Source organism: Streptomyces sp. NPDC086835 (assembly GCF_044745705.1).
In the GTDB taxonomy this organism is placed as follows: Bacteria; Actinomycetota; Actinomycetes; order Streptomycetales; family Streptomycetaceae; genus Streptomyces.
The window spans coordinates 416089-428628 of sequence record NZ_JBIVAU010000005.1 but is presented as its reverse complement, the minus strand read 5'-3'; the positions used below and the strand labels follow the sequence as shown (position 1 = coordinate 428628).

General features: G+C 70.5%; 11 protein-coding genes. All 11 read right to left on the bottom strand.

Annotation, left to right across the window (positions count from 1 at the left end; genetic code table 11):
• Positions 1-243 precede the first annotated feature (243 nt).
• Positions 244-1701, bottom strand: coding sequence for a catalase (locus ACIPJI_RS19795; protein WP_402247637.1), 1458 nt, complete (start codon positions 1699-1701; stop codon positions 244-246).
• A gap of 452 nt (positions 1702-2153) precedes the next feature.
• On the bottom strand, positions 2154-3068 hold the full coding sequence (locus tag ACIPJI_RS19790; protein ID WP_307709053.1) for a 2-hydroxy-3-oxopropionate reductase: 915 nt from the start codon (positions 3066-3068) through the stop codon (positions 2154-2156).
• Positions 3069-3102: 34 nt separating this feature from the next.
• The gene (locus ACIPJI_RS19785) at positions 3103-3942 is read right to left on the bottom strand and encodes a TIM barrel protein (RefSeq protein WP_356621587.1); all 840 of its coding nucleotides are present in this window, start codon (positions 3940-3942) and stop codon (positions 3103-3105) included.
• 200 nt (positions 3943-4142) lie between these two features.
• A complete protein-coding gene (locus ACIPJI_RS19780; RefSeq protein ID WP_356621585.1) occupies positions 4143-4913 on the bottom strand; it encodes a hypothetical protein in 771 nt (256 codons plus the stop codon).
• Positions 4914-4971: 58 nt separating this feature from the next.
• Positions 4972-5550 (bottom strand): hypothetical protein, encoded by a 579-nt coding sequence (locus ACIPJI_RS19775; protein ID WP_356621583.1) that lies wholly within the window; start codon positions 5548-5550, stop codon positions 4972-4974.
• The gene (locus ACIPJI_RS19770) at positions 5523-6794 is read right to left on the bottom strand and encodes an MCE family protein (RefSeq protein WP_307709057.1); all 1272 of its coding nucleotides are present in this window, start codon (positions 6792-6794) and stop codon (positions 5523-5525) included. Before ACIPJI_RS19770 ends, ACIPJI_RS19775 begins: the two co-directional genes overlap by 28 nt.
• A complete protein-coding gene (locus tag ACIPJI_RS19765) occupies positions 6791-8083 on the bottom strand; it encodes an MCE family protein (RefSeq protein WP_307709058.1) in 1293 nt (430 codons plus the stop codon). Before ACIPJI_RS19765 ends, ACIPJI_RS19770 begins: the two co-directional genes overlap by 4 nt.
• Complete coding sequence (locus ACIPJI_RS19760) at positions 8080-9237, bottom strand: MCE family protein (RefSeq protein WP_307709059.1); 1158 nt, start codon at positions 9235-9237, stop codon at positions 8080-8082. The genes ACIPJI_RS19765 and ACIPJI_RS19760 overlap by 4 nt, the downstream gene beginning before the upstream one ends.
• On the bottom strand, positions 9234-10235 hold the full coding sequence (locus tag ACIPJI_RS19755) for an MCE family protein (protein ID WP_356621582.1): 1002 nt from the start codon (positions 10233-10235) through the stop codon (positions 9234-9236). Before ACIPJI_RS19755 ends, ACIPJI_RS19760 begins: the two co-directional genes overlap by 4 nt.
• Positions 10232-11269 (bottom strand): MCE family protein, encoded by a 1038-nt coding sequence (locus ACIPJI_RS19750; RefSeq protein ID WP_307709061.1) that lies wholly within the window; start codon positions 11267-11269, stop codon positions 10232-10234. The genes ACIPJI_RS19755 and ACIPJI_RS19750 overlap by 4 nt, the downstream gene beginning before the upstream one ends.
• Positions 11266-12534, bottom strand: a complete 1269-nt coding sequence (locus ACIPJI_RS19745; RefSeq protein ID WP_402247633.1) for an MCE family protein — start codon at positions 12532-12534, stop codon at positions 11266-11268. The genes ACIPJI_RS19750 and ACIPJI_RS19745 overlap by 4 nt, the downstream gene beginning before the upstream one ends.
• Between the last annotated feature and the right edge of the window lie 6 nt (positions 12535-12540).

The following is a 12540-nucleotide window of genomic DNA, read 5'->3' as shown; positions in this document are numbered from 1 at the left end:
CGTTCGCGCCGCGGGGCGGAGCCCAGGAGAGGTGGAAGAGGGGACCGCGGCGGGGCGATCGGCCGACCGGAGCGCGTTCTTCAGGTCAGAACGGGTTCGGGGGCCTTCACCACCGCACTGGCATCGCACGCCGCCGCGGTCCTCGCTTCAGCCCGCTGCACGCACCACCCCTCATCCGGGTTCGTGCCGCGGGCTCACGCCCAGGGGTCGACCTCCCGTCGGTCCCCGGGCGCGGTCTCGCTGTCAGTCCTCGCGCAGGGCGCGGACCGCCTCCTCCACGCGCTTGCCGTACTCGGGGTCGGCGGCGTGGAAGTGGGCCAGGTTCTTCTCGATCACGTCGTCGCGGGTGACCTGCGAAAGACCGCCGGCGATGTTCGCGACGAGACGGCCCTTCTCCTCCTCCGACATGAGCCGGTACAGCTCGCCCGCCTGGAAGAAGTCGTCGTCCTTGACGTGAGCCGGCGCCGCGTGGGTGCCGGTCCAGCCGTGGACCGCGAGCGGGGCGGAGAGCGCGGCGTCCGACTGGGCGGGGCCCGCGTACGAGTTGGGCTCGTAGTTCTTGTCGTGGCGCGAGCCGTTGCGGGTCGCCATCAGGCCGTCGCGGCCGTAGTTGTCCGCGACCGTCGCCTTCGGCGCGTTCACCGGCAGCTGGGTGTGGTTGACGCCGAGGCGGTAGCGGTGGGCGTCGGCGTAGGCGAACAGCCGGCCCTGGAGCATCTTGTCCGGCGAAGGACCGATGCCGGGGACGAAGTTGTTCGGGGAGAACGCGGCCTGCTCGACCTCCGCGAAGACGTTGTCCGGGTTGCGGTCGAGGACCAGGCGGCCGACCCGCTGCAGCGGGTAGTCGGCGTGCGGCCACACCTTGGTGAGGTCGAACGGGTTGAAGCGGTAGTCGGCCGCCTCTGCCGCCGGCATGACCTGCACGTACAGCGTCCAGGACGGGTTCACTCCGCGCTCGATGGCCTGGAGCAGGTCCGTCTGGTGCGAGTTGGCGTCCTTGCCTACCAGTTCCGCGGCCTGCTCGGAGGAGAGCGAGCGCACGCCCTGGTTGGTCTTGAAGTGGTACTTCACGAAGAAGGCCTCGCCCGCCTCGTTGGTCCACTGGTAGGTGTGCGAGCCGTAGCCGTTCATGTGGCGGTACGAGGCGGGGATGCCGCGGTCGCCCATCAGCCAGGTCACCTGGTGCGTCGCCTCGGGGGCGTGTGCCCAGAAGTCCCAGACGTTGTCCGGCTCCTGACGGCCCGTGAACGGGTCACGCTTCTGGGAGTGGATGAAGTCGGGGAACTTGATCGGGTCCTTGATGAAGAACACCGGGGTGTTGTTGCCGACGAGGTCGTAGTTGCCCTCTTCGGTGTAGAACTTCACGGCGAAACCGCGGGGGTCGCGGACCGCGTCCGCGCCGCCGAGGGAGTCGGCGACGGTCGAGAAGCGCAGGAACGTCTCCGTGCGCTTGCCGACCTGGGAGAGGAAGTCCGCCTTCGTGTAGCCGGTGACGTCGTCGGTCACCTCGAAGTACCCGTACGCGCCGGAGCCGCGGGCGTGCACCACGCGCTCCGGGATGCGCTCACGGTTGAAGCGCGCGAGCTTCTCCAGCAGGTGCTGGTCCTGGAGGAGGATGGGGCCACCGACGCCGGCGGTGGCGGAGTTCTGGTTGTCGGCGACGGGGGCGCCGGACTCGGTCGTAAGCACGCGCTTCGACATCGTGACCTTCCGTACGGGAGCTGCACTGGGGACGGTTCGAGGAGCGTAAATACGAGCCGAACGAAACGTCAACAGTTTGTTGAAAACGAAGGGAGGGGTTCCGGTCGGTGCCGACGCCTGGGCGCGACAGGACAGGTGTCAGCGCCGACACCGACCGGGGTATATGGGGCCGTGGTCAGCCTGGGCAGGGGCGGTGGAGGGTTGCTGCCCGGTGGGGGCCGACCATGGGGTGGGCCTCCTGCGGCCCGGGTCGTGGTCGGCCTGGGCAGGGGCCCTGGATGGTTGCTGCCCGGTGGGGGTTGATCACGGGGTGGGCCTCCTGCGGCCCGGGTCGTGGTCGGCCCGGGCAGGGGCTCGGTGGGTGCTGCCCGGCCGAGTACGGGGCGGGCCGCATCCGTGGCCCCGCCCGGGGTCGGCCGGTCAGGGAGCCGGCCACCACCCCGGGCCCGGGGTCAGGCCTGCGAGCCCGAGAGGCGCTCGACCGCGCGCAGCAGGGCCGAGTGGTCCAGGCCGCCGTCGCCCTGGGCGCGCAGGGAGGCCACCAGTTGGGCCACGACCGCGCCCACGGGCAGCGCCGCGCCGACGTTGCGGGCGGCGTCGGTGACGATGCCCATGTCCTTGTGGTGCAGGTCGATCCGGAAGCCCGGCTTGAAGTCCCGGTTCAGGAAGTTGTCCTTCTTGCGGGTCAGGACCGTCGAGCCGGCCAGGCCGCCGCCCAGCACGTCGAGCGCCGCCGAGAGGTTCACGCCGGACTTCTCGAGGAAGACCACGGCCTCCGCGCACGCCTGGATGTTGACGGCGACGATCAGCTGGTTGGCGGCCTTCACCGTCTGGCCGGAGCCGTGCGGACCGCAGAGCACGATGGTCTTGCCGAGCGCTTCCAGGATCGGCCTGGCGGTGTCGAAGTCGGCCTGCTCGCCGCCGACCATGATCGAGAGCACGGCCTCGATCGCGCCGGCCTCGCCGCCGGAGACGGGAGCGTCGAGCACGCGGATGCCCTTGTCGGCCGCGTTCTTCGCCAGGTCCACAGAGGTCTGCGGGGTGATCGAGGACATGTCGATCAGCAGCGCGCCCTGGCGCGCGTTCTCGAGGATGCCGTCGGGGCCGTAGGCGATGGCTTCGACCTGCGGGGAGGCCGGGACCATGGTGATGACGACGTCGGCGTCCTTGACGGCCTCGGCGATCGACCCGGCGGCCGTGCCGCCCGCCGCCGCGAGGCGGTCCAGCTTGTCCTGCTCGAGGGTGTAGCCGGTGACGGAGTAGCCCGCCTTCAGCAGGTTCTCGGACATGGGGGAGCCCATGATGCCGAGGCCGATCCACGCAATCGCCGGGCGGGTGGGTCGGGAGGAATCTGTGCGGGTGCTCATCGGGGGTACCTCTCTGAAAAGCGTGTAAGGGAAGTCAGCGGGCGGCGCGCGCCCCGGCCGGCAGCCAGTCGAAGGACTCGGCGCTCGCTCGGTCGCCGGCCTTGTACTCCAGGCCGACCCAGCCCTCGTAACCGGCCTTCTTGAGGTCGTCGAGGAGCTGCTCGAGCGGGAGCGAGCCGGTGCCGGGGGCGCCGCGGCCCGGGTTGTCGGCGATCTGGACGTGGCCGGTCTTCTCGGCGTACTGCTCGATGACCCGGGCGACGTCCTCGCCGTTCATGGACAGGTGGTAGATGTCCAGGAGGAACTTGGCGTTGCCGAGACCGGTCGCGGCGTTGACCTTGTCGATCACCTCGATCGCCGCAGGTGCGCTGACCAGCGGGTACAGCGGCGACTCGGGCTTGTTGAGCGTCTCGACCAGCAGGATCGCCCCGACGCGGTCGGCGGCGCGGGCGGCGAGCACCAGGTTCTCCAGGGCGAGGGCGTCCTGGACCTGAGCGTCGGCGCCGTCGACGCGGTTGCCGTAGAGGGCGTTGAGGGCCTTGCAGCCCACGGACGCCGCGAAGTCGGCCGCCACCTCGATGTTGGCGCGGAAGCGGTCGGACTCGTCGCCGGGCACGGAGAGCGCGCCGCGGTCGGGGCCGGGCAGTTGCCCGGCGTAGAAGTTCAGTCCCACCAGCTGGGTGCCGGCGTCGTCGAGTGCCTTCTTCAGGGCGTCGAGCTCGGCCTGCGGCGGGGTGGGGGTCTCGATCCACGGCCACCACAGCTCGACCGCGGTGAAGCCGGCCGCGGCGGCGGCCGCCGGGCGCTCCAGCAGCGGGAGTTCCGTGAAGAGGATCGAGAGGTTCACGTCGTAGCGGTGGTCGCTGTATCCCATGGGGTTGTGCGTCCCTTCCGTATTGCGGAAGTCTCTTTCTGTCTGTCGGAATAATCTCCGGGCGGCGTGACGGCTGTCAAGAGCGACCACAAAAAAACGCCTCCCGAGCGGGCCGTCGGAAGGCGGGTCAGGCCTTCTTCCGTCCCTGCTCGGGAGGCGTGCGGGGGGTCGGGGCGTCCCCCCGCGTTCGGGGGTGGTCCTCAGAGCGCGTCGACGGCACTCACCTTCCAGCCGCCGGACGTACGCGTCATCGTCATCCGGACCCGGTTCAGATCGACGCGTGAACCGGTGACCTGCGTACTGGTGGTGACCTGGTTGACGAACAGCAGCACCACGGCCCGGTCGGGGGACACGGACACCACCGAAGCGGCGGGCGCGCCGCCGTCCGGGGGCGCGACCACGCTCGCCTTGACGACCCCGCGGTACTTCTTCGCGGTGGGTCCCACCACCTTGCTCGTGGTTCTGCCGTACTCCTCCTCGAAGGCGCCGGTCAGATGGCCGCGCGCCGCGGCGAAGTCCGCCTCCAGCCTGCGGTGGTCGTACGACAGCACCACCGGCGCCGCCTTCCGCGCCGCCGCGACCGCCTCGGTCCGGGCCGCGTCGGTACGCCGCCCCTCGGCGTACTCCCACCCCAGCACGCCCACCGCGGTCAGGCCCAGGGCCACCAGGACGGACAGCAGGGCGCAGAGCCGCGCGCGCCGCCGCCGGCGGCGCTCCGGCCGCAGCGCCGCGGCCTCCTCCGCCAGGACGACGGGCCCCACATGCTGGTTCTCGTCCCGGCGGGCCTGCGACGCGTCGTCCGGGGCCTCGAGCCGCCGGGGAGCCGGGGCGCGCGGCGTGTCGAGCACGGTGGAACCGCCTGGGCCCGGCCGGACGCGGTCCGACCGCTTGGCGGCCGCACGCGCGGCCGCAGACATGGCGCGACGGCCGGGAGAGGTGGAGCCACGGCCCCGGGTGGTCGGGTTCGCCACGGTCTTGCTCCTCACTGCTGCTGGTACGGGTGTGCGCTCGGGTGTGCCGCCCGCCGGGTCAGCCGACGAACTCGACATCGGACGTCAGCCAGCGGCCCTTCTCGAGCACGAGGTCGAGTTGCAGCCGGTAGGTACGGGACTGCCCTTCCGGCGCGGCCTTGTTCGTCACCTTGCTGTCGGCGACGACCAGCACCCGTGCCGAGCGCTCGTCTGCCCGCGCTATCCCCGCCTCGAGCACCTGCCCCTCCGAGACGGACTCGTTGGCGGCGACCAGCTTCGTCAACTCACCGGTCTGCGCGGCGAACTGCTCCTTGAAGTCGCCGGTCGCGCCCTTCAGCACGTTCGCGCTGTCACGGGCGTAGTGCCGGTAGTCCAGCGACGTGAAGTTCAGCGCGGACTGGCGGGCGGCGGCCAGGATGTCCTGGTGCCGGCGGACCTCCGCCCGCTGCTCGTACACCTGGAGACACAGCCAGCCGCCGAGCGCCGTCACGGCGACGGTCGCCACGGCCAGCGTCACCGCCGTCGCCCTGCCGCGCCCCGCCGCGGTGGCGAGCCTGGCGCCGAGCCGCCGCAGCGGAATCACCGTGCGCGTCAGGACACCGCCCGCGCTCATGCCATCGGTCCCACGAGCAGCCATTGCCACGAGTCCTTTCCGAACGTGCTCTGTTCTCCGCCCGTCGAGCCGATCTCGAGGAGCGTCCCGCCCGGCCCGGCGAGGGTGCCGGTCTCCGGGTCGTACGGGGTGACGTGTGCCGCCTGCCGTGCGCCGCCGGACCTCGAGGGGCCCGGCGCGTTCTGGGCGCCGCGCACGGACGTGCCGCTGCCACGCGGCTCGGTGCAGCGCGCCTCACGGTTGGCGGGCCGCTGCGAGGTGTCCGCCGGGTCACGCCGCTGGGTGCCGTAACCCTGGCGGCACGGCGGCGGGTCGTCGGCGTTCACGACCATGCCGAAGTGGGTGGTGCCGTCGCCGGGGATCACGGTGTAGCTGCCTGCGACGATCACCGGGAACGTCACCAGCGCCTGCTCCACACCGGGCAGGCGCGCCACGGTGACCTGGCCGCCGCTGATCAGGTTGGAGAGCAGCACCGGCAGATGGGTCTCGTTGGACTTCAGCAGCGAGTCGACCTCCTGCGCGGCCGGGGCGGTGTTGCCGACCAACCGCCTCAGATCGCCGTCGCGTGCCTTCAGTTCGGCGGTCAGCGCGGCCAGGTCGCGGGAGAAGGACTTGATCGCCGACCCCTTGTCGCTCTGGGTCTTCAGCACCACCCGCGAGTCCTCGATGAGCGAGGTCGTCTCCGGCAGGTTCTTCGAGGCCGACTCGACCAGCAGGTTCCCGGAGTCCACCAGCCTGCTCAGATGCGGCCCGGTGCCGGCGAACGCCTTGCCGAGCTCGTCGACCGTGACCCGCAGATCATCCTTGCCGACCGAGTTGACCAGCCGGTCCAGGCTGAGGACGAGCGCCGTCGTGGGCAGCGGGACGCGGGTGTCGGCGCGCGGGATCTCGCTGCCCTCGTCCAGGTACGGGCCGCCGGAGCGGCGCGGCTGGAGGTCGACGTACTGCTCGCCGACCGCTGAACGGTTCGCCACCACGGCCAGCGTGTCCGCCGGTATCCGGGTCCCGTCCTCGATGTCCAGCGCCACGGAGACACCGTCCGTGCCGGCGAGCCGCAGCTCCGCGACCCGGCCCACCGGAACGCCCCGGTAGGTGACCTCGGCGCCCTGGAAGATGCCGCCGGAGTCGGCGAAGTCGGCCCGCACGGTGTATCCGCGGTCCAGCAGACTGTCCACCAGGCCGGTGTAGCGGGCGCCGACGTACGAGCATCCCACCGCGGTGACCGCGGCGAAGGCGATCAACTGGGCCTTGACCGTACGTGTGATCACGGCTGCATCCCCTTCAGCATCAGTTCGGCCAGTGCCAGGTCGATTCCCGCGGGCAGCCGGCGTCCGTCGCCGTCCCCGTGGGCGACCTGGCTGCCGGTGCACACCGGCGGACACAGCGGTCCGTCGCCGCCGGGGGGAGGGGGAGCGCCCGGCGTCGGTGCGCCGGGAACCTCCGGGGGCGCGGTCGGCAGAGGCGCTTTCGGCAGGCCGGGCACCCCGGGCAGGTCGGGCGTGCCGGGGACCTCCGGCAGCTCGGGTTCCTCCGGGCCCGGCCCGGGCGGTTCCTCCGCGAGGTTGCCGTAGACACTCGCGAGGTCCAGATCCGCGGTGATCTTGAGGTTGACGTAGTCACCCTTGATGGCGCCCGTCACGTTCCTGGGGAACGGATAGGTCGTCAGGAGCTCCAGCGAGTTGGGGAGATCGCTGCCGGCCTTGTTCAGCTGTTGCAGAATCGGTTGCAGGCTCTTGAGGTTGGCCACCGTGTCCGCACGGGAGGTGTTGATCACCTTGGTGCCCGTCTTACCGAGCTCCGAGAGCGAGGTCAGCATCGCCGTCAGATCGCGGCGCTGGTCGGCCAGGACCTTCAGCGCGCCGGGCACCGTGTCCACGGCCTGCGCGATCGTCGCCTTCTCCGCGGCCAGCCGCTTCGCCAGCCGGTCGATGCCCTTGAGTGCCCGGACGATCTCCTTGCGCTGCTTGTCGAGCCCGCCGATGAACGTGTCCAGCTCGCCGAGCAGGTCCTTGACCCGGTTCTCCCGGCCCTCCAGCGCCTTGTTCAGCTCCACGGTGATCGTCTTGAGCTGCGCCACACCGCCGCCGTTCAGCAGCGCGGAAAGAGCGGAGAGCACCTCCTCGATCTCCGGGTTGCGTCCGGTGCGCGACAGCGGGATGCGCGCGCCGTCGGTGAGCCGCCCACTGGCCTCGATGCCGACCGGCGGGGAAAGGGCCACGTACTTCTCACCGAGCATGCTGGTCTGCCGCAGCTCGGCGACGGCGTTGCCGGGCAACTTCACATCGTCCGCGATGCGCAGGCGTACCCGGGCGTGCCAGCCGACCAGTTCCACCTTCTCGACCGCGCCCACGGTGACGTTGTTGACCTTCACCGCCGACTGCGGGACCAGGTCGAGAACGTCCCTGAAGTCGGCCGTCACGTGGTAGGCGTTGCCGTCGGCGGCCGCGCCGCCGGGCAGGTCCACGTCGTACAGGCCGTTGAAGTCGCAGCCGGTGAGCAGCACGGAGCCCATGGCGGTGGCCAGGGCCACGGCCCGATGCCTGCGGGGTGCGCTCATGCGCGTGCCTCCAGTATTCCGCCGAGCGTCCGGTCGACCTGGCCGGTGCCCGGCACCGCGCCTGCGTGCGGCACCTCGGGCAGCGAGTCGAACAACTTCTCCAGCTCCGCGCAGTCGGGGTTCTTGCCCCCCGCGTCACCGGTGGTCCTCAGCAGCGAACACAGCAGTGCCGCCGGGTCCTGCGGATGGTCGGGGTTGTTGCGGGTGTCGAGGGTGCCGGAGGACGGGTTGTAGGCGTTCTGGAGGTTGGAGAGGCCGGTGGGCGCGACCTCCAGCAGCTCCGCCAGCGCCGCCCGCTGGGTGACCAGCACCTTGGTGACCTTGCTGAGTCCCTCCACGTCCTCGGTCAGCGCCTTCTTGTTGTTCTTCACGAACCTCGAGACGTCGCCGAGCGCCACCCCCAGATGCTTGAGGGCCGCCGCGAGGTCCTTGCGCTCCCCGGCGAGTTGGTCGGCGACCGCGGCGAGACTGTCGTTGAACGACCGCACGCTCTTGTCGTCGGCGGCGAGCGCCGCGGTGAACACCTGAAGATTGCGTACGGTGCCGAACAGGTCGTCCCGGCCGTCGGACAACGTGGTGACCGCGAGGGACAGGTCTTCCACCGTCCGGTGCATCTGTTCGCCCTGGCCGTCGAGATTGGCGGCGCTCACCCCCAGCAGCCGCGCGAGCGATCCGTCCTTGTTGGCGCCCTTCGGACCGAGCGCCTCGGCCGTCGTGTGCAGGCTGTCGAAGACCCGGTCCAGCTCCACCGGCACGGCCGTGCGGCTCTGAGGGATCACCGCGCCGTCGCGCATCACGGGCCCGCCCCGGTACACCGGCAGCATCTGTACGTAACGGTCGCTGACCACGGAGGAGTTGATGATGGCTGCCTGGGCGTCGGCGGGGATCTTGCGCCCGGGCTCGTACTCGAGCTCCACGCGCACCCGGCCGCCCTCCGGGACGATCTCGGTGACCTCGCCGACGCGTACGCCGAGCACCCGCACGTCGGAGCCCGGGTAGATGCCCACGGTGCGCGGGAAGTACGCGGTGACGCGGACCGGTTCCTCGCGCGGCCACAGCACGACCGCGGCGCAGACCAGCAGCGCCGCGACGGCGGCGACGGCCGTCAGCCGGGCCGTACGGCCCTTCGGATCGAAGCGGATGCGGCCCTTCATCGTGAGCCTCCTGTCCGGGGGACCACCGGAGCGGCGACCATGTTCTGGATGTAGCTGTCGAACCAGCGGCCGTTGCCGAGGGTGTTGGTGAAGACCCGCACATAGGGGGCGAGCAGCGCGACGCTGCGGTCGAGGCTCGCCTGGTTGCGCTCCAGCATCCGCACCACCTGGTTCAGCCCTCTCAGTGCCGGGCCGATCTCCTTCTCGTTGTCCTCGACCAGGCCGGAGAGCTGGATGCCGAGTGCGGCCGAGCTCTTGAGCAGCGCGTGGATCGCCGCCCGGCGCCGCGTGATCTCCTTGAACAGCGCGTCGCCGTCCTTGACGAGGGTGGTGAATTCACCGGAGCGCTCGGAGAGGATCTTGGTGACCGAGTTGGCGTGCTTCAGCAGCTCGCGGAGGTCCTCGTCACGCGAGGCCACCGTTTTCGAGATCTTCGACAGGCCCTTGATGGAGGCGCGTACCTCCTCCGGCGAGTCCTCGAAGGTCGTCGAGATGGTGTCCAAGGCCTTGGCCAACTGCTCCGTGTCGACCTTTTCGCTGGTGGTCGTCAGATCGCTGAAGGCCTGGACGACGTCGTACGCCGGGGTGGTGCGCTCCAGCGGGATCTCGCTGCCGGGCCGCAGCTGTCCGGACCCCTTCGGTTGGAGGGCCAGGTACTTCGCGCCCAGGATCGTCTTGATCCGGATGGCCGCGCCGGTCCTCGTGCCGAACTTCGGCTCACCCTTGATCTTGAAGGTGACCTTCACATGGTCGCCGTCGAGGTCGACCTCGTCGACCTTGCCGACCTTGACCCCGGCGATGCGTACCTCGTCGCCCGGCTTGAGCCCGCCGGCCTCCGAGAACGCCGCGCTGTACGTCTCGCCGTTGCCGATCACCGGCAGGCTGTCCGCGTTGAACGCGGCGGTCGTCAGCAGGGCGAGCGTGGTGATGCCGACCGCGCCGATCACGACCGGGTTGCGGTCACGGAAGGGTGTGCGGGGAATCAGACGTATCTTCATCCGCCGCACCTCGCCCGTGCCACGTGCAGCTCAGGAGTGATCACCTCTCGGGTCTTCGGCAGCACGATCCGGCCGTCGAAGTCACAGAGGTAGAAGTTGAACCAGGAACCGTACGAGGCGGTCCCCGTCAGCTTGTCGAGCTTGTTCGGCAGCCGCTTCAGCACGCCCTCCACGGTCTTCTCGTTGTCGTTCAGCGTCTTGGTCAGGTCCCTCAGCTCCGCGATGTCGCCCTTCAGCGGCGGCCGGGCGTCCTCGAGCAGACCGGACGTCGCCTCGGTCAGCGCGCCGATGTTCTCCAGCGAGGAGCCGATCGGCTTACGGTCGGCGGACAGCCCGGAGATCAGCCGCTGGAGCTGTTTGAGCAGTCCGGAGAAGCGGGCGCCGCGCTTGTCGAGGGTCTGCAGCGTGGTGTTGAGGTTGTCGATCACCGACCCGATCAGCTCGTCGCGGTCGGCGAGGGTCGTGGTCAGGGACGCGGTGTGCGCGAGCAGGCTGTTGACCGTGCCGCCCTCGCCCTGCAGCGTCTTGATGATCTCGGTGGCGAGCTGGTTGACGTCCTTCGGGCTGAGGGCGGCGAACAGCGGCTTGAAGCCGCCGAGCAGCGCGTTCAGGTCGAGCGCCGGCTGGGTTCGGGCCAGCGGGATCGTGGCGCCGGGCTTCAGCCTCGTCCCGTCGCCCGCGCCCTCCGTCAGGGCGACGTAACGCTGACCGACGAGGCTCCGGTAGCGGATGACCGCTCCGGTGCTGGTCAGCAGCGGCCGGTCGCGGGTGACGGTGAACGTCACCTCGGCCAGCGTGCGGTCCTTGATACGGATGGCTTCGACCTCGCCGACGCGCACTCCCGCGACGCGGATGTCGTCGCCCTCCTCCAGGCTGGTGACATCGCTGAACACCGCACGGTAGGTGTGCTCCGGGGCGAAGGAGATGTTGACGATCGTCGCCGCGAGCAGTGTCGTCGCCAGGATCGTCACCGCGGCGAAGAGAAGGAACTTCACCAGGGGTGCCGCGGTCGCGGTGGCTCGTGACGCCTTCATGCCACACTCACCGCCGTCCCGCGTGCCATGGGTCCGAACAGCAGCGTCGCCACCGCGGGAACCCGGTCGGCGGGCACCCCGAGGACCGGTGCGACCAGCGAGCCCACGGCCCGCTGCTCGGCCGCCGTCGCGGAGACCGGGCCGGCTCCGGGCGGGCCGCCGGCAACGACATCCTTCGTACCGTCGTCGAGCTTGGTGTGTTCCGCCGGCACGGAAGGGCCGGGGATGCCTCTGCAGTCGGGGCCGGAGCGCTCGGCATAGCGCGGTTCCTCACCGGGTCGGTACGCGGGTCGCGGGTGGACGAATTCGAGGGTGATGCGCATCTCGCCGCCCGCGAACGCCTTCTCGGACTCCCTGCTCTGGCGCTCGAGGCCTTCCAGCAGACACGGGTACTCGGGCGAGTAACGGGCGAACAGGTCGAGGGTCGGGCGGGAGACACGGCCCAGGGTGATCAGCCGCTCGCCGTTGTCGTCGAAGAACTTCTCCGCCGTGCCGGCGACCTTCGCCGTTCCCGTCAGGGCGGCGGCCAGCTGCTCGCGCTTCTCCACGATGGTGCGGCTCGTGGTGACCGAGTTGCGCAGGATGTTCATCAGGTCCGGTGCCGCGTCGCCGTAGACCTCGGCGACATCGGCGAAGCGGGAGATGTCCTCCTGAAGGGAGGGCATATGGGGGTTGAGCTCACGCAGATAGCGCTCCAGCCGTACGAGGTTGTCGCCGATGCGGTCGCCACGTCCCTCCAACGCGGTGGAGAACGCGTGCAGCGTGGCGTTGAGATCGGCGGGCCGCACCGTGCGCAGCAGCGGCAGCAGGTCGTTCATCAGGTGCTGCACCTCGATGCCGGCCCGGGTGCGGTCCTGGGTGATGACGTCCCCGGCCCGGATGTGCCGGCCCGAGGAGCCGCCGGGCACCACCAGGTCGACGAACTTCTCGCCGAACAGCGTCTTCGGCAGCAGCCGGGCGTGCACATCGGCCGGGATGCGCGCCACATGCTCCGGCTTCAGGGCGATGTCGAGTGTCGCCTTCTCCCCGTCGGCCCGCACCTCGCGCACCTCGCCGACGAGCAGTCCGCGCAGCTTGACGTCGGCCCTCGGGTCGAGCTGGTTGCCCAGCGTGTCCGCCTCCAGCGTGACGCGCACGACCGAGGTGAACACCTGCTGGTACGCGGCCACCGACAGCGACAGCAGCAGCGCGATGACGGCGAGGAACACCAGCCCGTACAGCCGCAGCCGGCCGGCGTGTGCCGCGGCGCTTCCCTCTCTGCTCATCGGCCC